21 protein-coding genes and 1 tRNA gene are annotated in these 21,335 nt (G+C 38.1%); 20 read left to right on the plus strand and 2 right to left on the minus strand.

Annotated features, from left to right (window positions below; translation table 11 throughout):
* Nucleotides 1–67: 67 nt before the first annotated feature.
* The 6 genes from trxB (at nt 68) to JNUCC52_RS17700 (ending at nt 5,429) form a co-directional block, all read left to right on the plus strand.
* Entirely contained in the window at nt 68–1,012 is a 945-nt protein-coding gene (trxB, locus tag JNUCC52_RS17675) for a thioredoxin-disulfide reductase (protein WP_337980448.1), read from the plus strand.
* A 665-nt stretch (nt 1,013–1,677) separates the two neighbouring features.
* A complete protein-coding gene (locus tag JNUCC52_RS17680; protein ID WP_173479445.1) occupies nt 1,678–2,145 on the plus strand; it encodes an NUDIX domain-containing protein in 468 nt (155 codons plus the stop codon).
* A 9-nt stretch (nt 2,146–2,154) separates the two neighbouring features.
* A complete protein-coding gene (gene rapZ / locus JNUCC52_RS17685) occupies nt 2,155–3,048 on the plus strand; it encodes an RNase adapter RapZ (RefSeq protein WP_173479446.1) in 894 nt (297 codons plus the stop codon).
* Nucleotides 3,049–3,052: 4 nt separating this feature from the next.
* A complete protein-coding gene (locus JNUCC52_RS17690) occupies nt 3,053–4,024 on the plus strand; it encodes a gluconeogenesis factor YvcK family protein (RefSeq protein ID WP_173479447.1) in 972 nt (323 codons plus the stop codon).
* A gap of 90 nt (nt 4,025–4,114) precedes the next feature.
* The gene (whiA, locus tag JNUCC52_RS17695) at nt 4,115–5,062 is read left to right on the plus strand and encodes a DNA-binding protein WhiA (protein WP_173479448.1); all 948 of its coding nucleotides are present in this window, start codon (nt 4,115–4,117) and stop codon (nt 5,060–5,062) included.
* Nucleotides 5,063–5,171: 109 nt separating this feature from the next.
* Nucleotides 5,172–5,429 (plus strand): HPr family phosphocarrier protein, encoded by a 258-nt coding sequence (locus tag JNUCC52_RS17700; RefSeq protein WP_173479449.1) that lies wholly within the window; start codon nt 5,172–5,174, stop codon nt 5,427–5,429.
* A 180-nt stretch (nt 5,430–5,609) separates the two neighbouring features.
* Here the strand turns inward: JNUCC52_RS17700 and clpP are convergent, their stop codons facing one another.
* Nucleotides 5,610–6,197 carry an ATP-dependent Clp endopeptidase proteolytic subunit ClpP gene (gene clpP, locus JNUCC52_RS17705; protein ID WP_024363901.1) on the minus strand — a complete coding sequence of 196 codons (588 nt, stop codon included), beginning with the start codon at nt 6,195–6,197 and terminating at the stop codon, nt 5,610–5,612.
* Nucleotides 6,198–6,504: 307 nt separating this feature from the next.
* Between clpP and JNUCC52_RS17710 the strand changes: the two genes are divergently transcribed.
* From JNUCC52_RS17710 to JNUCC52_RS17725, 4 genes are all read left to right on the plus strand, one after another.
* A tRNA-Arg gene (locus JNUCC52_RS17710) sits at nt 6,505–6,579 on the plus strand.
* Between the two features lie 505 nt (nt 6,580–7,084).
* The gene (locus tag JNUCC52_RS17715) at nt 7,085–7,879 is read left to right on the plus strand and encodes a basic amino acid ABC transporter substrate-binding protein (protein ID WP_173479450.1); all 795 of its coding nucleotides are present in this window, start codon (nt 7,085–7,087) and stop codon (nt 7,877–7,879) included.
* Between the two features lie 91 nt (nt 7,880–7,970).
* A complete protein-coding gene (locus JNUCC52_RS17720; RefSeq protein ID WP_173479451.1) occupies nt 7,971–8,675 on the plus strand; it encodes an amino acid ABC transporter permease in 705 nt (234 codons plus the stop codon).
* On the plus strand, nt 8,672–9,394 hold the full coding sequence (locus JNUCC52_RS17725; RefSeq protein WP_337980449.1) for an amino acid ABC transporter ATP-binding protein: 723 nt from the start codon (nt 8,672–8,674) through the stop codon (nt 9,392–9,394). Before JNUCC52_RS17720 ends, JNUCC52_RS17725 begins: the two co-directional genes overlap by 4 nt.
* A gap of 51 nt (nt 9,395–9,445) precedes the next feature.
* On the opposite strand, the gene JNUCC52_RS17730 is transcribed toward JNUCC52_RS17725, so the two are convergent.
* Nucleotides 9,446–10,060: a spore coat protein gene (locus tag JNUCC52_RS17730; RefSeq protein WP_173479453.1), complete on the minus strand. Its 615-nt coding sequence runs from the start codon at nt 10,058–10,060 to the stop codon at nt 9,446–9,448.
* Nucleotides 10,061–10,219: 159 nt separating this feature from the next.
* Between JNUCC52_RS17730 and JNUCC52_RS17735 the strand changes: the two genes are divergently transcribed.
* The 10 genes from JNUCC52_RS17735 to gpmI all read left to right on the plus strand — a co-directional run bounded on the left by JNUCC52_RS17735 (nt 10,220) and on the right by gpmI (nt 21,334).
* A complete protein-coding gene (locus tag JNUCC52_RS17735) occupies nt 10,220–10,801 on the plus strand; it encodes a LemA family protein (RefSeq protein WP_173479454.1) in 582 nt (193 codons plus the stop codon).
* Nucleotides 10,801–11,559: a TPM domain-containing protein gene (locus JNUCC52_RS17740; protein WP_173479455.1), complete on the plus strand. Its 759-nt coding sequence runs from the start codon at nt 10,801–10,803 to the stop codon at nt 11,557–11,559. Before JNUCC52_RS17735 ends, JNUCC52_RS17740 begins: the two co-directional genes overlap by 1 nt.
* Nucleotides 11,560–11,923: 364 nt before the next feature.
* Nucleotides 11,924–14,200 (plus strand): S9 family peptidase, encoded by a 2,277-nt coding sequence (locus tag JNUCC52_RS17745; protein WP_173479456.1) that lies wholly within the window; start codon nt 11,924–11,926, stop codon nt 14,198–14,200.
* A gap of 305 nt (nt 14,201–14,505) precedes the next feature.
* Nucleotides 14,506–14,742 (plus strand): glutaredoxin family protein, encoded by a 237-nt coding sequence (locus JNUCC52_RS17750; protein ID WP_337980450.1) that lies wholly within the window; start codon nt 14,506–14,508, stop codon nt 14,740–14,742.
* A gap of 311 nt (nt 14,743–15,053) precedes the next feature.
* Nucleotides 15,054–15,176: a hypothetical protein gene (locus tag JNUCC52_RS17755; protein ID WP_255313811.1), complete on the plus strand. Its 123-nt coding sequence runs from the start codon at nt 15,054–15,056 to the stop codon at nt 15,174–15,176.
* Nucleotides 15,177–15,404: 228 nt separating this feature from the next.
* Complete coding sequence (locus tag JNUCC52_RS17760) at nt 15,405–16,433, plus strand: sugar-binding transcriptional regulator (protein ID WP_173479458.1); 1,029 nt, start codon at nt 15,405–15,407, stop codon at nt 16,431–16,433.
* A 36-nt stretch (nt 16,434–16,469) separates the two neighbouring features.
* A complete protein-coding gene (gap, locus tag JNUCC52_RS17765) occupies nt 16,470–17,486 on the plus strand; it encodes a type I glyceraldehyde-3-phosphate dehydrogenase (RefSeq protein ID WP_173479459.1) in 1,017 nt (338 codons plus the stop codon).
* 349 nt (nt 17,487–17,835) lie between these two features.
* Nucleotides 17,836–19,020, plus strand: a complete 1,185-nt coding sequence (locus JNUCC52_RS17770) for a phosphoglycerate kinase (protein ID WP_337980451.1) — start codon at nt 17,836–17,838, stop codon at nt 19,018–19,020.
* Nucleotides 19,021–19,038: 18 nt separating this feature from the next.
* Nucleotides 19,039–19,800 carry a triose-phosphate isomerase gene (gene tpiA / locus JNUCC52_RS17775; protein ID WP_173479461.1) on the plus strand — a complete coding sequence of 254 codons (762 nt, stop codon included), beginning with the start codon at nt 19,039–19,041 and terminating at the stop codon, nt 19,798–19,800.
* A complete protein-coding gene (gene gpmI, locus JNUCC52_RS17780; protein WP_337980452.1) occupies nt 19,793–21,334 on the plus strand; it encodes a 2,3-bisphosphoglycerate-independent phosphoglycerate mutase in 1,542 nt (513 codons plus the stop codon). The genes tpiA and gpmI overlap by 8 nt, the downstream gene beginning before the upstream one ends.
* Nucleotide 21,335 lies beyond the last annotated feature (1 nt).

A 21,335-nucleotide genomic window follows, 5' to 3' on the forward strand; every position in this document is an offset into this window, starting at 1 on the left:
CTTTCACATACGATGAACATACTAACGTTATTATAAAAAAGTTTTACAAGTTTAGGAGGAAGTATGTATGTCAGAAGAAAAAATTTATGATGTTGTAATTATCGGAGCAGGACCTGCCGGCATGACTGCGGCTGTTTATACATCACGTGCCAACCTTTCAACGCTAATGATTGAACGCGGTATTCCAGGCGGACAAATGGCGAATACAGAAGAAGTAGAAAACTATCCAGGGTTTGATACAATTTTAGGGCCTGAACTGTCTACTAAAATGTTCGAGCATGCGAAAAAATTTGGTGCTGAGTATGCATACGGTGATGTTTCAGAAATCATCGATGGAGAAGAATATAAAATCATTAAATCTGGTGCAAAAGAATATAAAACACGATCAATTATCCTTTCTACAGGTGCAGAATATAAAAAAATGGGTGTACCAGGTGAAAAAGAGCTTGGTGGACGCGGTGTCAGCTATTGTGCAGTATGTGATGGTGCATTCTTTAAACAAAAAAATCTCGTTGTCGTAGGTGGTGGGGATTCAGCTGTTGAAGAAGGTGTTTATTTAACACGTTTTGCTGATAAAGTAACAATTGTTCACCGTCGTGATAAATTACGTGCTCAAAAAATTCTACAAGATCGTGCATTTGCCAACGATAAAATCGATTTCATTTGGAATGCAACAGTAAAAGAAATTAACGAAGCGAACGGTAAAGTAGGCGGCGTTACATTACAATCAACTGTGGATGGCACAGAATCAGAATTTAATGCTGATGGCGTATTTATCTATATTGGTATGCTTCCATTAACAAAACCTTTTGAAGCATTAGGTATTTTAAATGAAGCTGGTTATATTGTGACAAACGAAAATATGGAAACGAAAGTACCAGGTATTTTTGCTGCAGGAGATGTACGTGAAAAAACGCTTCGCCAAATCGTAACTGCGACTGGCGATGGTAGTATTGCAGCACAAGCAGCACAACATTATGTGGAAGAATTATTAGAAAAAATTAACGCATAATAGGCCTGAAATAGTTCGTCTCGAAATAGCTAGCGTAAAACGCTAAACGTAGAAGCTCGTTGCTATTGGCCGTTATTACCGGAAAAAAATACAATTTTTTAATACGGTTTTAATATTGCTGTAACTTGAATGACATATAAAAGGTGTAATATGTAGAGTGTAATTAGCAATCCCCCTTTTATTTTTTTAGTAGGTTGTTTCCGCCTAATTAGGTGGGGGCAACCTATTTTTGATATTTGAGTGTCACTCAAACAATTCTGAATTTTAAGTGTTATTGACGCTATTGTTATTTGTCCATTCATGCTACAACAGCACAAAAAGTAAGGCGCAACAAGCTGCACAATAGCGACGGTTGTAGCTTACGTTGGGCTGTGTGGACAACATACTGGGTTTTTCCGCAATTGGATAACTACTGCTTAAGCTTATTATTTCTGAATGTGTCATGTCTCACTATAGAAAACTGTATACTATAAGTATGATTATTCGTGTAAAATAACTGTCATTGGGAGTACAACGATCCTTTATGCAAGAGAAATAAAAGCCATTCATGTTGATTCAATATAAACAGTTTTTTGCGCAAGATACCATAGTTGTGAAATGAGGACAAACTCTGATAGGTCTTGCTATAATGAAAATATAATGCAAAAGAGATTAGAGGTGTGTCTATGCAAAGAATTGCAAACTTAATTGCCGTAAAAGACGGCCAAGTATTATTACTTCAAAAGCCGAGACGAGGCTGGTATGTAGCACCTGGCGGAAAAATGGAAAGCGGTGAGTCGATTTATGAGGCTGCTTTACGTGAGTTTCAGGAAGAAACAAATGTCATCCCATTGAACGCGCATCTAAAAGGTGTATATACGATGATTATTAAGGAAGATAACGTTAAGGTGGATGAATGGATGCTATATACTTTTATGGCGAAAGATATTGAAGGCGTTCCATTCGAAGAAACAAGAGAAGGTAAGCTTGCATGGCACCCAGTTGGGGATTTAAAACATTTGCCGATGGCTGAAGGTGATCGAACGAATTTACTATTTGCGATTTCCCAATCAGGCATTCAATACGGCACATTTGAATACACGAAAGATTTTGAATTGCTTCATGAGAAAATACAAATATCAATAGAACAATAAAGGAGCTGCATGACAGTGGTGGTTGAAAGTCAACAATGTACACATGAATTGGTCATTATTACAGGAATGTCTGGAGCTGGGAAGACAGTAGCTATTCAAAGCTTTGAGGATTTAGGGTATTACTGTATTGATAATTTACCACCAGCGTTACTCACGACTTTTTTAACTTTACTTAGGGATTCAGGTAAAAATATAACACGTATTGCAGCTGTCATGGATATGCGTGGCGGCAACTTTTTTGATTCGCTAATTGGAGCGCTCGACCATATATTAAAAGAAGGCGATATCGTTGTCCGCATTTTATTTTTAGATGCAGATGATGCAACGCTTGTGAGACGTTATAAGGAAACGAGACGTGCACATCCATTAGCTGTAACTGGTTTACCTCTTGATGGCATTAAACAAGAACGCGTACTGCTATCAGAAGTAAAAGGCCGCGCTAATTTCGTTTATAATACGTCAAATATGAAACCAAAAGAGTTACGTGAGAAAATCGTGAAAGCATTTGCAAGTGATGCAGATCACACTTTTTCAGTTAATATTATGTCCTTTGGATATAAACACGGTATGCCAATTGATGCAGACTTAGTATTTGATGTGCGCTTTTTAAAAAATCCTTATTATGTAGAGGAATTGCGCCCTAAAACTGGTTTGCAAACAGAAGTCTCTTCTTATGTATTAGCGTTAGAGGATACACAAATCCTAATTCAAAAACTAACGGATTTGTTTGAATTTATGATACCGCTTTATAAACAAGAGGGGAAATCGCAACTTGTCATTGCTTTTGGTTGTACAGGAGGACAGCATCGTTCGGTGACTTTAGCAGAATATTTTGGCGCTTGCTTGGCCAAAAAAGAAAATGCTGTGATATCGCACCGTGACATCAATCGAAGAAAGGATTGAGTGAATGGGGAAAAAGCATACAAGGCTAGTTGTAATAGGTGGTGGTACTGGCCTTTCTACGTTACTACGTGGTTTAAAGCATCACCCGTTTGATATCACTGCAATCGTAACAGTTGCGGATGATGGTGGTTCCTCAGGACGTTTACGTGATGATTATGATATCCCCCCGCCTGGGGATGTTCGTAATGTCATTGCAGCATTATCGGATGTGGAGCCACTCGTTGAGCAAATGTTTCAATATCGTTTTTCCGTATCAGAAGATTTAAATGGTCATTCTCTTGGCAATTTAATGTTAACGGCCTTAACCGATATTACTGGAGATTTTAGCCATGCTATTAGCGAAATGGGAAAAGTTTTAAAAGTACATGGTCGAGTAATTCCAGCTGCTAATAAAAAAATTACTTTACATGCCGAACTAGAAGATGGGGCAGTAATTCAAGGTGAGTCGAAAATTCCTACTGCTGGAAAGCGCATTGACCGCGTTTTTTTAGTGCCTGAAAATGTGCAGCCGTTACCAGAAGCAATACGCGCAATTAATCGTGCTGACTATATTTTAATAGGACCTGGTAGCTTATATACAAGTATTATTCCTAATTTGCTAGTAAAAGAAATTGGAGAAGCTGTAGTTAGAGCAAAGGGACGAAAAATTTATGTATGTAATTTAATGACCCAAAAAGGGGAGACCATTTCTTATACAGCAGGTGACCATGTTGAGGCAATTCACAAGCATGTTGGACATTCCTTTATTGATGCTATTTTAGTAAATGATGAACAACTTCCACATCCTGTTAAAGAGCTTTATAAAGAGGAATGTGCGGAACCCGTAACATTCGATGTTGGAAAGCTTGAAAGTATGGGATTAGAGGTTATTAAACGTGATATTGCAACCATTCGACCAGATGGGACAGTGCGCCATAATGCTGCAAATGTGGCACAATGGCTTGTGGATTATGCAAAAATCTTACCGAAAAAGTAAGGAAGCCAACAATAGAGTCCTAAAGAATGCTTGTTGTATATGGTAAGATGAACATATACATAGAAATAAAGGTCGAAAGGAGGGCGTAATATGTCATTTGCTTCAGAAACGAAAAAAGAGCTGACGCAAGTAGAAGCGGACGATTATTGTATGAAAGCAGAAGTATCTGCATTAATTCGTATGAATGGTTCATTATCTTTTGCAAACAAGCAACTTAGTTTAGACGTACAAACCGAAAATGCAGCGATTGCAAGAAGGCTTTACACTATTATGAAGAAGTTGTATCCATATAACGTAGAGCTACTTGTACGTAAGAAAATGCGTTTGAAAAAAAATAACGTGTATATATGTCGTGTGCGAGAAGGGGCGCGGGAGTTACTTATTGATTTAGCGATAATATCGGATGATTTCCAATTCAATCACACAATTTCTAAAGAGCTTATAAAAAAGAGTGGCCATAAAAGAGCTTACTTACGTGGAGCATTTTTAGCAGGTGGCTCGGTAAATAACCCAGAAACGTCTGCCTATCACTTAGAAATTTATTCTTTGTATAAAGAACACGGTGAAGCATTAATGGATTTAATGAATGAATTTGAGTTAAATGCAAAAACAATTGAACGAAAGAAGGGCTTTGTGACATACTTAAAAGAAGCGGAAAAGATTTCCGATTTTTTAAACATTGTCGGAGCTCATCAAGCGATGATGAAATTTGAAGATGTTCGCATACTACGCGATATGCGAAATAGTGTTAATCGTATTGTAAACTGTGAAACAGCAAACTTGAATAAAACAATCGGTGCTGCACTGCGCCAGGTAGAAAATATTCGCTTTATTGAAAATTCAGTAGGGCTGGATCAGTTGCCTGAAAAGCTTCGTGAAATTGCACGCTTACGTGTGGAATATCAAGATGTGACGTTAAAAGAACTTGGTGAAATGGTATCAAGTGGAACGGTTAGCAAATCAGGCGTTAATCATCGATTGCGTAAAATAGATGAAATAGCAGATGCACTAAGAAGAGGTGAAAAAATAGGCGGTTAAGCTTTCATACAAAAGACAGAAAGCAAGTGCAATCGCTTATTGTTCTTCTGCTGTAAAGTGCGGTAATATAAAACTAAGAGACGAACGGTAGTGAAGGAGAGAATTGCGAATGACTGAGAAAACAGTCCAGGTAAAATTAAAATTAGGACTTCAAGCTAGACAAGCGGCTTTGTTTGTACAGGAAGCAAATCGTTTTAGTGCTGATATTTTTCTTGAAAAAGATGAGAAAAAAGTAAATGCCAAATCCATTATGGGTGTAATGAGCTTAGCGATTGCTAAAGGTACGAAAGTTGTTTTAAGCAGTGAAGGTAGCGATGCAGAGCAAGCGGTTACATCATTAGCTGCTCTTATTGAAAAAGAAGACTAAATAAAAAACCCTCTAAGTCACCTGGACTTAGAGGGTTTTAAGCATCATCGCTGTGGATTTCCACGGGCACCGTATTTTGAGTGCCAGTCACTAGTGCAATTCGAAAGATTCGGAATTGTTCGAGTGCCTGGCACACATAAAAAACCCGCTAAGTCATCTGGACTTAGCGGGTTTTTCTAATTAACGTTCGTTACGTACAAAAATGTGGTCGATTAAGCCGTATTCTTTAGCACGTTCAGCTGTCATGAAGTTATCACGATCAGTATCTCGTGAGATGACTTCTAGTGGCTGACCAGTACGTTCAGATAAAATACCATTTAATTTTTCACGAAGGAATAAAATGCGTTTTGCAGCAATTTCAATTTCAGTCGCTTGACCCTGTGCACCGCCAAGTGGTTGGTGAATCATTACTTCTGCATTTGGTAATGCATAGCGTTTACCAGGTTCACCAGCAGCAAGTAGGAACGCACCCATTGATGCAGCCATACCAATACAAATTGTTTGTACTTTTGGCTTGATGAATTGCATTGTATCGTAGATTGCCATACCAGCTGTAATAGAACCACCTGGTGAGTTAATGTAAAGAGAAATGTCTTTATCTGGATCTTCTGCTTCTAAAAATAGAAGCTGCGCAACGATTGAGTTTGCAACGTTGTCATCAATTGCACTTCCTAATAGGATAATACGGTCTTTTAGTAGTCGTGAATAAATGTCATAAGCACGCTCACCACGACTTGTTTGTTCAATAACTGTAGGAATTAAATTCATGTTAAATCCTCCTTAAAAAGCTAAATTCGAATACTTTTACTGAAATCATCCATTATATTTCAGTTGTAACCTTATCATACACATTATAGTCAGGGAAGGTCAAATATTAACGCTGATATTAAGAAATAAAATCCCTTATAAAAATTTTAAATTATAGTTGAATTGTGGGCAATAGGTTTGTATAATGGAAAGGTCGTAAGTTAAAGTACAGTACACTATTTTGCAGGTATGCTTCTACAATGAGGGTTATCTACATGATGCTTTACCGTAAAGCCTAAGAGTGAGTACTTTTTTTTTATGTTCAATTGCCCTCGTGGTGTAATGGATAACACGTAAGATTCCGGTTCTTGCACTGGGGGTTCGATTCCCTCCGAGGGCGCCATTTACTGATGAATTGATTTACTTTTATAGCTCGATTCTCCTATTAAGTTGCTTAGCAGCCTGCTTAATGGAGAAAGAGAGGAATATGGTGGAAATCTGTCCCGTAGGCATTATTCCCATTATGATTCCTTTCTAAACCATCAAAAGCAATAACTCCAAAAAGTTTTTTAGTGAACATACTGATCGTGAAGCTAGCATTGCTAGCACAAAAGAAGAATCCTATCTGAGGGGATTCTTTTTTTGTGGTCAAAAATATCTAAATTTAGCATAAAAATCATCTTAATATTGCATAAGTATACATTTTCAGACATAGATATTGTTTTTATTACATAATTTCTCTACGTTTTGTATTATAAAATTAATTATTATGAAAAAATAATCACTTTTATACGAAATCGTATTGTATATCCCCTCTATTGACACTATAATTGACCTAATAGTCTAACATTTCCGAATTGATAAAATTGAATTAGTCGGAAAATATTAATTGTATAGGGGGAAAAACTATGAAAAAACGTTTTTGGACGTTATTAATGGTTGTAGCAGCATTTACGCTAGTGCTAGTAGGCTGTGGTGCAAAAGAAGATGCATCTTCTGGCGACGCAGTTTCTGATGGTGGCGGTAAGGACAAAGTTTATAAGGTAGGTACAGAGGCTACTTTTGCACCATTTGAATCGATTGACGATAAAGGGAATATTGTAGGATTAGATGTCGATATTTTGCAAGCGATTGCAGATGAAATGGGCTTTAAAGTGGAATGGGAAAACATCGGGTGGGAGCCTGTATTCCAAACAATTAAAAATGGTGAAACACACATCGGTGCATCGGGGATTACAATTAATGAAGAACGTAAGGCGTCATTCGATTTTACAGAGCCATACTATGAATCTCAATTATTAATCGTAGTTAAAGAGGATTCAGATATTACGTCATTAGCAGATTTAAAAGATAAAAAGATTTCAGTGCAAATAAATGCCACTGGTCATATGGCTGCAAAAAAATTACAAGGTGATGCAAGCACAAACATTATGGCATTCGAAAGCCAACCTGTTGCTATTCAAGAAATGTTAAATGGGAACGTTGATGCAACAATTGGTGATAATGCAGTTATTTATGAATATATTAAAGCTAACCCAAAAGCGAAACTTAAAGTAGTTGAAGATGATGCATTTGAAAAAGAATACTACGGCTTTATGGTGAAAAAAGGTAATACGGAATTATTAAACCTATTGAATGAAGGTCTACAAAAAATTAAAGACAATGGTAAATTAAAAGAAATTACTGGTAAGGACTTTAAGTAATGGATGATGCCGTTAGCCTAATCATGCTAGCGGCTCATTTGATTTATTAGCGTATTTAATAGAGAAATTGATAGGGAAAGTAGGGGTTCTAATGGACATCTTTGATTTACGCTGGGACATAGTTTGGAACTACCGTGATATGTTTATCCGTGGTATTGGTATAACAATCATCTTAACGCTCAGTGGTTATTTTGGTGGTATAATTTTAGGCTTACTATTAGGTTTAGGGAAAGTATCTAAAAATAAGTTTATTTACTGGCCATGTAAACTATATGTCGATTTATTCCGTGGGACACCAATGCTAGTGCAAATATTATTAATTCATTTAGCGGTGATTCCAACGATTTTTGGCCATTCATTAGGATATATGGTGTCAGGTATAACTGCGCTTGTATTAAACTGTGCAGCCTATAATGCAGAAATATTCCGTGCGGGAATTCAAAGCATTGATAAAGGACAAATGGAGGCAGCGCGTTCACTTGGCCTAACACACAATCAAGCGATGAAAAAAGTTATTTTACCACAGGCTTTCAGACGAATGATTCCACCACTTGGCAATGAATTTATTGCATTATTAAAAGACTCATCATTAGTAACGGTTATTGCGGCGCCAGATATTTTATATGCAAGTAAAGTTGTGGCAGGTGCGAGCTTCCGTTTCTGGGAACCTTATATTGTAGCCGCATTGCTATACTTAGTTTTAACATATGTTGTGACAAAGGTAGTCGCGTTTATTGAAAAACGATTCAGCAACAGCTATATCCCTCGTAAAGCGGAAGGGAGAGAAGCAAGATGATTAGAATTGAAAACTTACACAAATACTTCGGAAAACTGGAAGTATTAAAGGGCATCGATTATGAAATACATGAAAAGCAAGTTGTCTGTGTTATTGGACCTTCAGGATCAGGAAAAAGTACTTTTTTACGTTGCATAAATATGCTAGAAGAAGTGACAGATGGTGCAATTTATATTGAAAATGTGAAGGTAAATGGACCAAAAACGAATATCAATGCTATTCGAGCAGAGGTCGGAATGGTATTCCAACAATTTAATTTGTTCCCTCACATGAATGTCATTGATAATGTAACAATGGCACCAATGCAAATTCGCAAAATGAACCGTGCAGATGCAGAGAAACTAGGGCATGAGTTACTGCAAAAGGTCGGGCTAGATAGTAAGGCTTACAACTTTCCTGAGCAGCTTTCAGGTGGACAACAGCAACGTGTAGCGATTGCAAGAGCATTAGCGATGAAACCTAAAGCTATTTTATTTGATGAGCCAACTTCCGCACTAGATCCAGAAATGGTGAAAGAAGTATTAGATGTTATGAAAAATCTAGCGATTGAAGGAATGACAATGATTGTCGTGACACATGAAATGGGCTTTGCACGAGAAGTTGGAGATCGTGTTGTGTTTATGGATGGTGGCTATATCGTAGAAGAAGGAACACCAGAAGAACTCTTTGGTAACCCGAAAAATGAGCGGACCAAAGCATTTTTAGGAAAAGTTTTATAAAAAAATGGGAAAAACCATTCAACGCATAAGCGATGAATGGTTTTTTTGTATTTAATGGAGGGGATTTGTAGTTGTTGCATACGCATCAAGCATTGCACGCATATCTTGTTGCGTGTATTGTGGCACTTGATAATAGCCATGCTTATTTTGGTAAATAGATACTTCGTATGCCATCTCGATGCAGTTGGGAATACTATCAGCAACTACACGACGCACAACTGGATTTGTTGTTTCAGTTGCTGCTGCAGTCATACATTTAGCTGAACCTTTATGTGCACCAAGTAAGAAGCCTGAAATGACTTCATCATTGATTTCACTTGCATTTTGCATAGGCTTTTTCGGCTGAGAAGGCTTAATGCCATATTGGAAGTTGTTCCCTGTCTGCATTTCATAGCGACCAGTTGGAACAGAAGGATCATGCCCTGTTTTAAAAGATTCCACAATCGTATTGTACATACCGAGTGTGAAATTATATTGATTATCTAAAATGCTAAGTAGTTCTGGGTCTTTTACTTGTGGACGTAAAATAATGGATAGGTTTAGTCCAGCGATTATTTCGCCAATCGTTTCATGCATGTCCATAACTTCATGGCCACCATGATTAAGGCTTTGTTGTTGGTTAGGTGTTGTTGCATTGTTTTGTTCATTATAAAAAGATTGTGACAAAAAAAACGCCTCCTGAATGGTTTAGTTTGTTGCAGTAGTTAGTATGCCTTGCAAGTACTATTTCATACGATATAAATCCGTTTGCATATATTTAGCATAGCGATGTTTTTTTGCAACACATTAGAGGTATAACAAAAGAAAGTTAAGGAGGATAAAAAATTGAAAAAATTACTTGGACCAGTAGGGATAATCGTTATTATTTTAGCTGTATTAGCTTTACTATTTATTCCAAAATACAATAGTCTTGTAACCGCGGAGGAAAATGTTGACTCGAAGTGGGCTCAAGTCGAAAATCAGCTACAACGCCGTTATGATTTAATTCCGAATTTAGTGGAATCTGTAAAAGGGTACGCAAATCACGAGCAAGATGTCATTACTAGCATTACGGAGGCGCGTGCACAAATGGGCAATGCACAAACACCCGAGGAACAAGCGAGTGCAAATGATGCGTTAAACGGCGCACTTAGTCGATTACTTGTAGTCGTAGAAAATTATCCGAATTTAAAAGCCGATGCAAATTTCCGTCAATTAATGGATGAACTGGCGGGGACAGAAAATCGACTAGCAGTAGCACGTGAGGATTACAATAATGAAGTACAAGGCTTTAATAAAAAAGTAAAACGCTTCCCAGGGAATATTATTGCAGGTATGTTTGGCTTCGAACAAAAGGAATACTTTAAGGCAGCGGCTGGAGCTGAAAAAGCACCTGCAGTAGATTTTAGTGATTCGGGTAAACAATAATGAAACGGTTGACAGTAACGCTTTTAGTTGCGTGTTTTATGTGGTTTGTTACAGCTAACAGCGCACTAGCACAGTTGCCCACACCAATGAAAAATACGTACATCCATGATTTTGCGAATGTGCTTTCAAGTTCTGTAAAGGAAGAACTTAATCATTATTCAGAGCAATTAGATAAAGGCACAGGTGCTGAAATAATGATTGTTACAATGGATAGCATTCAAGGGCAAGACCCAAAAATGTATGCCACGCAATTAATTCGTGCATGGGGTATTGGAGATGCAAAGAAAAATAATGGTGTTCTGCTATTGGCTACATTTGGGCAAGGACAAGGAAATAATGATGTAGTCATTGCTGTTGGTCAAGGTTTAGAGGGAGCGTTACCAGATGGAAAATTAGGACGTATTTTAGATGATGCTTTTTATCCATCTGCAAGTACAGGTGAAGTCGATCAAGCTTTTCAAGCGACATATGCTGAATTATTTCAAACAGTAGCTAAAGAATATAATTGGGATGGAGAGATGCCGACACAAGCAGTGGAGGATGAGTCAATGCCCAATTGGCTATTTGTGTTACTCGTTATTTTAGTGCTTGTTTTCATTATCTTCTCAAATGGCGGAGGCGGACCACGTTCAAGGGGACGCGGAGGTTATCCAGGAGGATTTGGCGGCGGTTTTGGTAGAGGTGGTTCCAGCGGCGGCGGGTTCGGTGGCTTTGGAGGCGGATCATCTGCAGGCGGCGGAGCAAGCCGAAAGTTTTAATTGTGTGAGTGACTGGCACAATTTAAGTGCCAGTCACTCAAACAATTCTGAATACTGAAAATCCACGAAGACTCCTGCGGGAACGCACGTAATCTAAGACGCAACAAAGCGCGCATAAGCAAGGGTTGTGGCTTATGCTGTGCCCACGGAAAGCGAAGTGGATTTTAACGCTATAAAAGAAACTAAATTGTTTAAGTGCCAGTCACTCAAACAAAGGACTTTCCATAATAGGAGGGTCCTTTTTAATTGGATAAAAAGGATAAATAAATAATTATTATCATTTATTGACAAATTAACTAATTTTGTTATAATTTCATTGTATCGACAAACGATATAACGAACACTGATATAAGGAGGAATTACTTTGAAAAAAAGATTTTTGTCAGCATCTTTAGCGGTCATTTTAACAGCCTCTGTTGTTTATCCTGTTTCCGTACAGGAAGTTCGTGCTGCTAATGAAACTAGCAACATTACTATTGCACAAGAGGAACGCCTAACAGCAAAAGAATTTCTTGATTTAGCTGTAACATCTTTAACATTCCAACATGGCTCAGAATCAATGCGTCAAGAAGTGATTAATAAGTGGGTTAAAGACGGGGAATTAGACAACTTAAGTAGTGCAATTAAACGTAATGAAGCCGCACGAATTTTAGTAAGAGCGCTTGAGAAAGAAGAAAAAGAAGTAACACTAGCAGACTATCTGGAAAAAGCAAATAAGCTAGGCTTATTTAATAGCATTTCAGAAAATAGTGAAACAATTTCTAAACAAGACGCTACTAAAATATTTACTACATTTAAGAGTTTAAAAAACGGTGCTAGTAACGAAGGTGTTAACGAAATTTCTGTAGAGGATTTTATGAAAAATCCAGGAAACTTCGGTTATCAGCTTTCACCAGATGGTAATTACATTACATTTGCATCATCCTGGGAAAGCCGTTCAAATGTTTTCGTGAAAAAAATGAATGATGATAGTGAACCAGTTCGTGTATCTAATTCAAAGGATCGTGATATTGCAGGATTCTTCTGGAAAGATGATACATTGCTTTATGCGAAAGATAAAGGTGGAGATGAAAACTTCCACATTTATTCTTCTACATTTAACGGTACAGAAGAAAAAGATTTAACGCCTTATCCAGGTGTAACTGTAGGAGTATTAAGTAGTTTACAAGGTGTTAAAGATGAAATTTTAATTATGATGAACAAAGAAGATGCAACAGTCTTTGATGTGTACAAGCTAAATGTTAAGACAGGCGAAACAAAACATGTTGCAAAAAATCCTGGTAACGTTGCAGATTGGTTAGCTGACCGTGATGGCAATATTCGTATAGCTGTAGTTTCAGATGGTGTAGAAGGTATGATTCTATATCGTGACACAGAAAAAGACGAATTTAAGCCGTTTATTGAAATGGCTGCGGGCGATGAAGTGACGCCACTAGCTTTCTCTAAAGATAATAAGCATATTTACGCAACTTCAAATAAAGGTAGAGATAAAGTAGAAGTAGTGAAATATGATCTTGAAGGTAATGAAGAAGTCATTATGTCGAACGAAGAAGTAGATGTAACTGGTGTATTATATAGTGGTGAGCAAGATAAAATTTTATACGGTGCATATGTAACGGATAAGGTACATTATCAATTCTTCGATGAAGATTTTGAGAAGTTATTCCGCAAAATTCAAGACAAGCTAGGCGTTGAAGAAAGTGAACTAGGCATCAACGACTACAATAAAGAAATGACGAAATTCATCGTCAGCGTGTCTAGTGACACAGTGTATGGCAAATATTACTACTATGACTCAACTACAGATGAAATGACAGAGCTAGCAACATTAAGTCCTTGGTTAAAGTCAGAAGAGCTTGCAGAAATGCATCCTGTTTCTTATAAGAGTCGTGATGGTTTAACAATTAACGGTTATTTAACATTACCGAAAAACAAAGAAGCAAAAGATTTACCGCTTATCGTGAATCCACACGGTGGACCATGGGCTCGTGATATGTGGGGCTTTAACCCAGAAGTGCAGCTACTTGCAAACCGAGGCTATGCTGTACTACAAGTGAATTTCCGTTCATCTACTGGTTACGGAAAAGAATTTTTACAAGCTGGTAATAAGCAATGGGGTCTAAAAATTCAGGATGATATTACAGATGGCGTGCAATGGGCAATCGATCAAGGGATTGCTGACCCTGACCGCATCGGTATTTATGGTGCATCATTTGGAGGTTACGCAACATTAGCTGGTATTGCGTTTACACCAGATTTATATGCAGCAGCAGTTGACTATGTTGGTGTATCAAATATTTTCACATTACTAGATACAGTCCCACCATATTGGGAAACTATGCGTAATATGTTCTATGAGCGTGTAGGGCATCCAGAGAAAGACAAAGATCTGTTAACAGCAGTTTCGCCAGTCTTCCATGTGGATAAAATTAAAACACCATTATTTGTTGCGCAAGGTGCAAACGATCCGCGTGTAAATCAGGCAGAATCTGATCAAATCGTTGAAGCGTTACGTGCAAGAGGCGTGGATGTAGAGTACATGCTGAAAGACAATGAAGGACATGGCTTCCAAAACGAAGAAAACCGCATTGAATTCTATAATGCGATGGTTAAATTCTTTGATAGCCATTTAAAAAAATAACGATAATGAGGCTGTGCAGAAATTTTACTTGCACAGTCTTTTTTCATTTAAATATATATAAGCCATCGATTTCCGCGGGCCCAGGTATGCCAGGCACTCAAATTGTTTGAGTGCCTGGCACTTAATGAGCAACTCCTAAATAGTAGATATCCACTTTGCTTTCCGCTCAGCGCTCTGGAGCCACAATCCTCATGAGCACGCGGTTTGTTGTGTCTTACTTTACTTGGTAAACTTTAATAGGAGTGGCATGAGAATTCAGAATTGTTTGAGTGCCTGACACCTAAATAGGAAGGGGTTGTGTGTAAATGAATGTGAAATTTTTTAGTCGTTTGCATTGTGAGCTTTGTGTAGAAGGCTTACGTACATTAAAGCTTGTTCAAGAAGAACTGGATTTCTCAATTGACATCATCGATATAGAAAAAGACGATGCAGTACACGAAAAATATATGCTGATGATACCCGTTGTTGAAAAGGACGGAGAAGTCATCCAATATGGCAATTTAGACTATGTAACGTTGATGGAACATTTGTGCAGTGAATAACGTGTATTCCGATGAAATGAACGTACATAATTCAATCGTAAAAAATTCGTTTTTCACCAAGTGAAAAGCGGATTTTTTGTTTTCTTCTATAGATATAATTAAACCTGCAATTTGCGTTATTCACAAATTGTTCAATGAAAGCGTTATGAATATGAACAGTTTGTGAAGAACTTCACACAAAGCTTTCTTTTTGAAAAAATTGGAGTAGAATAGGAATCAAGTAAGAGGTTGTTATAAAACAGTTAATCAAAAGTATCACATATTTACGTGGTTGTTATATTACAAAAATAAACTTAAAGGGAGATTTGACTATGTGGGTTATTACAGTATTTGAACAAAAGGACGTACGTATTTTTGAATACACAAACAAAACGGAAGCAACAAAAGCTTTAGCAGGCTTCAAGAAAAACGCCGTACTATCTTTCACTAAATAATAACATGCAGTCCCGCAGCCAAAAGAATTGGTTGCGGGATTTTTTATTTTCACGAACAACAATTTTTACAAACCATATGATAACGTGTATAAAGTTTGTAAAAGCAAACCATTCCATTATTTACTTGCTCTTTTTTATAAACCATATTATAATAAAATTACAAGTGGGACACAATTTTATATAGTGGGTTAAAAGTTGTCCCACTAAAGTGAGAGGGAGTAGATATTTATGTTAACTGTTCCTGAGGCACAGCAAAGACTACTTCCAGAAATGAATCCACTTCTACAATCGAGATACCGTATTTTGCAATCGGTTCAGTTAATGCAACCAATTGGGAGACGAACACTAGCGGAGTCACTCAAAATGACAGAGCGTGAAATCCGTAAAGAAACAGATATTTTACGTGATCAAGGGTTATTAGATTCCCAAAAGTCGGGTATGGTATGTACGAGTGATGGTGAATTAGTTATTGAACAGCTTAGAGCATTAGTATATGAATGGTCTGGTCTAACGCAGCTTGGTAAAACGCTCGAAAACCATTTAGGACTACAGCATGTGCTAGTTGTTCCAGGTGATTATAACGATGACGAAACCGTATTAACATTGCTTGGAAAAGAGGCGGCACAGCAATTTCTTTCGACTATTGCTAATGAGCAAGTTGTAGCTGTTACTGGAGGAAAGTCAGTCGCTTCGCTAGCGCAGTTTTTACAACCAGTCGATGGTAACCACAATGTAACATTTGTTGCTGCTCGTGGCGGAATCGGACATGAAATGCAAATGCAGGCTAATACACTCGTTGCAACATTTGCTATGCAGATGGAAGCCCAGTACCGTACATTGTTTTTACCTGAGCATTTAAGTGAACAGGCATATCAGGCAATGTTAACGGAGCCAATGGTGACAGAAATCATGGCTTATTATGACCGTGCTGATTGCGTTATTCATGGTATCGGCTCTGCTGAAGAAATGGCGATTCGTCGTAATTCATCAGCCGAAGATTTGCGTATTCTCGAGGAAAAAGGGGCTGTCAGTGAGGCGTTCGGTTATTATTTTAACGCCGAAGGAGACATTGTGCATCGTATTCGTACGATTGGCATTCAACTTGAACAAGTTGAAAAATGTAAGCATATTATTGCGGTTGCAGCAGGAAAACAAAAGGTGAATGCAATGCTATCTTACTTTAAGGTAGCGCCGAAGCAGACGATTTTTATAACAGATGAGGCTGCTGCGAAAGCAATCGCTGAACGTTTACTGTAAAAATAAATCAATAAAACATTATTGGAGGAATTAACAATGGCATTAAAGTTAGCAATTAATGGATTTGGACGTATTGGACGTTTAGTATTTCGTGAAGCAATGAAACATGATGAGTTTGAAGTAGTTGCAGTGAATGACTTAACAGATGCAGGTCAACTTGCACACTTATTAAAATACGATTCTGTACATGGTATTTATGATGCTGATGTCAATGCAGACGAAGATTCTTTCGTAGTGAATGGAAAAACAGTGAAAGTATACGCTGAAAAAGACCCAGCACAATTACCTTGGGGTGAGCTTGGCGTAGATGTTGTTCTTGAATGTACAGGTCGATTCCGCTCAATGGAAGAGGTAGGCAAACATATTGAAGCAGGTGCTAAAAAAGCAATTTTATCTGCTCCAGCTAAAGGCGATATGCCGACATTTGTAATGGGTGTTAACCACGAAGATTACAATCCAAAAACAGATGATGTCATTTCAAATGCATCTTGTACAACAAACTGTTTAGCGCCAGTAGCTAAAATTTTAGATGAGAAATTTGGCATTGAGCGCGGTATGATGACAACAATTCACTCATATACAAACGATCAACGTATCCTTGACTTCCCGCACTCTGATCCACGTCGTGCACGTGCAGGGGCAGTGTCAATGATTCCAACAACAACAGGAGCAGCAGTAGCCGTTTCGAAAGTATTACCTCAATTAAAAGGTAAGCTTGATGGATTCTCTATGCGTGTTCCTACACCGAACGTATCATGTGTGGATTTAGTTGTAGAACTGAAAGCAGATGTAACAAAAGATGCGATTAATGCGGCTTTAAAAGAAGCTTCTGAAAATGAGCTAAAAGGCATTTTAGGCTACAATGAGCTGCCATTAGTATCAATTGATTACAATGGCAACCATAACTCTTCAACTGTAGATGGCCTTTCCACAATGGTTTTAGAAAATAGTATGGTGAAAGTTCTTGCTTGGTATGACAATGAAATTGGTTACTCTACTCGTTTAATGGACCTTGCATTATATATCGCACAACAAGGGTTAAATCATAAATAAGTGTCATAATTCGCAATTTGAAGTAAAAAGTGTGACATAATACGGCTTTTTACGCACAAAAAGTATAGCCTTTATAATATCGAAAAGATATAATAAACAAGGGTAATAGGAGTAGGGGACGTTTACCCTACTCCTTTTTAAATACAAATATCTTGGATAAAATATGGATGACTTGCTATCTGCATACAGGTAGTAGTTACCTTGTCTTTTACAAGACACCGAACATTACTTTTGCTACTATAAAAGCTAATAAAGGTATATTTTAACTTGGTCCAAAATGTGTAAAACCAAGATGGGTTGAGCACATTTTATAATGTCCGCACAACAAAACTTTGAAGGGGGTTTCTTCATGTTAAATAAGAAAACAATGAAAGATCTTGATGTAAAAGGGAAGCGCGTCTTCGTACGTGTCGATTTTAATGTACCGATGGCAGATGGTGAAATTACAGATGAAACACGTATCCGCGCAGCCATTCCAACGATTGAATATTTAGTCGAACAAGGCGCAAAAGTTATTTTAGCGTCTCATTTAGGTCGTCCAAAAGGTGAAGTAAAAGAAGATATGCGATTAACTGCAGTAGGTATCCGCCTTGCTGAAATTTTAGGTAAGCCTGTTACTAAATTGGATGAGTCAATCGGTGAAGCAGTAGAAACAGCTGTGGCGAACATGCAAAATGGCGATATCGTTCTACTAGAAAATGTACGCTTCCATGCTGGTGAAGAGAAAAACGATCCTGCACTTGCCGAACAATTTGCTAAACTAGCGGACGTTTATGTCAACGATGCATTCGGTGCTGCTCACCGTGCACATGCTTCAACAGAAGGAATTGCAAAACACATCCCTGCTGTATCTGGCTTCCTTATGGAAAAAGAATTAGATGTATTAGGAAAAGCATTATCAAATCCTGAACGTCCTTTCACTGCGATAATTGGTGGCGCAAAAGTAAAAGATAAAATCGGTGTTATTGAGAGCTTACTTGAAAAGGTAGACCATTTAATTATTGGCGGCGGTTTATCATTTACCTTCATTAAAGCGCAAGGTCATGATATCGGTAAATCGTTATTAGAAGAAGATAAAATTGAACTAGCAAAATCGTTCATTGAAAAAGCGCAGGCAAAAGGCGTGCAGTTACATATGCCAATTGATGCAGTGGTAGCCAATGAATTTTCGAAAGATGCAGAGACAAAGGTTGTCGATGTAGATGCTATCCCAGCTGATTGGATGGGTCTTGATATTGGACCAAAAACAGCTGCACACTATGCAGAAGTTATTCAAAATTCAAAATTAATCATTTGGAATGGACCAATGGGCGTTTTTGAATTAGAACCATTTGCAAATGGTACAAAAACTGTTGCAGACGCAATGGCAGCAACTGCTGGCTATACTGTAATCGGTGGCGGAGATTCCGCAGCAGCCGTAGAAAAATTCGAAGTAGCTGATAAAATGGACCACATTTCTACTGGTGGCGGCGCTTCACTTGAATTAATGGAAGGCAAAGAGCTTCCTGGAATTGTGGCATTAAACGATAAATAATAGATAGGAGGCATAACGATGCGTAAACCAATTATTGCAGGTAACTGGAAAATGTATAAAACATTTGAAGAGGCAATACAGTTTGTCGATAGCTTGCAGGATAATCTCCCTGCCAATGACAAAGTAGATGCTGTTATTTGTGCACCGGCACTTTTTCTACCAACACTAGTGCAAATCGCTAGTGAATCTGAGCTAGCAATTGGTGCTCAAACAATGCATTACGAAAACGAAGGTGCGTTTACAGGCGAAATTAGTCCAGCGCAGCTTGCAAGTGTTGAGGTTGACTATGTAATATTAGGACACTCTGAGCGACGTGAATATTATAACGAAACTGATGAAGCTATCAATAAAAAGGTGGCAGCAGCGCTTTCACATAATATCGTGCCAATTATTTGTTGTGGTGAAACATTGGAAGAACGTGAGGCAGGTACGACAGAGCAAAAAGTAGCTGGCCAAATTACAGCAGCGCTTGCAGGCTTTGCCGCACAGGATGTAGAGCATATGGTTCTTGCCTATGAGCCTATTTGGGCAATCGGTACAGGTAAAACAGCAACAGCAGAAGATGCTAACCAAGTATGTGGTGCTATTCGTGCAGTTGTTGAAAAATTATATGATAACGCAACAGCAGAGGCTGTGCGTATTCAATACGGCGGTAGCGTAAAGCCTGATAATATTAAAGAATTATTGTCAAAAGAGCATATCGATGGTGCGCTAGTCGGTGGTGCAAGCTTACAAGCTGATTCATATTTAAAATTATTGGAGGCGGCAGCAAATGCCTAAAAAGCCAGTAGCATTAATTATTCTAGATGGTTTCGCATTCCGTAATGAAACATTCGGGAACGCCGTTGCGCAAGCAAAGAAACCAAATTTTGATCGCTTTTGGAATCAATTTCCGCATTCAACTTTAATAGCTTCAGGTGAAGCAGTAGGGTTGCCAGAAGGACAAATGGGGAACTCTGAAGTTGGGCACTTAAATATCGGTGCGGGCCGTATAGTGTATCAAAGCTTAACGCGCTTAAATAAATCGATTCGCGAAGGAGATTTCTTTACGAATCAAGCATTTTTAGACGCAGTAGCACATGTGAAAGCACATAATTCTAAACTACATGTTATGGGCTTACTATCAGATGGCGGTGTACATAGCCATTATGAGCATATGTTTGCGCTATTAAAGCTTGCAAAAGAACAAGGGCTTGAAGATGTTTTTGTGCATGCATTTTTAGATGGTCGTGATGTTGGACCAACAACAGCAATCGACTATATCGAAGAAACAGAAAAACAAATGGCTACCATTGGTATTGGTAAATTTGCTTCCATCCATGGACGCTATTATGCGATGGATCGCGACAAACGTTGGGATCGTGTAGCATTATCTTATAATGTCCTTGTTGATGGGGTTGGACAAACAGCGGAAAGCGCTAAAGGTGGCGTTACTGAATCCTATGAGCGTGAAGTGACCGATGAATTTGTTATTCCATTTAGCATACAAGAACATGGAGAGCCAGTAGCAACAATTGATGATAATGACGCGGTAATTTTCTTTAATTTCCGACCAGACCGTGCAATTCAATTATCGAAAGTATTTACAAATCCAACATTTGACGGCTTTGCTTTATCAGCAAATCATCCACAAAATGTAAAGTTCGTATCGTTTACACATTATAGTGATGAAGTGAACGCACAAGTTGCTTATGAAAATGACAACTTGAAAAATACGATTGGGGAAGTGTTAGCCTCTAATGGTAAAACACAGCTACGTATTGCAGAAACAGAAAAGTATCCCCATGTGACATTCTTTATGAGTGGCGGACGTGAGGAGAAATTCGCAGGTGAAGAACGTCTTCTGATTGCTTCTCCAAAAGTAGCAACATACGATTTGAAGCCTGAAATGAGTGCTTATGAAGTAACAGACGCATTGCTTGCAGAGATTGCAGCCGATAAATTTGATGGCATTATTTTAAACTTTGCGAACCCTGATATGGTGGGACATAGTGGAATGCTAGAGCCGACAATTAAAGCAATCGAAGCCGTCGACGAATGTCTAGGAAAAGTAGTAGATGCCCTGCTTGAAAAAGGCGGAGCGGCTATTATTACAGCTGACCACGGTAACTCTGACGAGGTTGTAACGTTAGAAGGAAATCCGATGACAGCTCATACAACAAACCCTGTTCCAGTAATTGTGACGAAAGCAAATTTAATGTTAAGAAATGGTGGCATTTTAGCCGATTTAGCGCCAACCATGTTAGAATTATTAGAGGTGTCACAACCTATTGAAATGACAGGTAAATCATTAATCGAAAAAGAGGAGAATTAAT

This window comes from Lysinibacillus sp. JNUCC-52 (assembly GCF_015999545.1).
Taxonomy (GTDB): Bacteria; Bacillota; Bacilli; order Bacillales_A; family Planococcaceae; genus Lysinibacillus.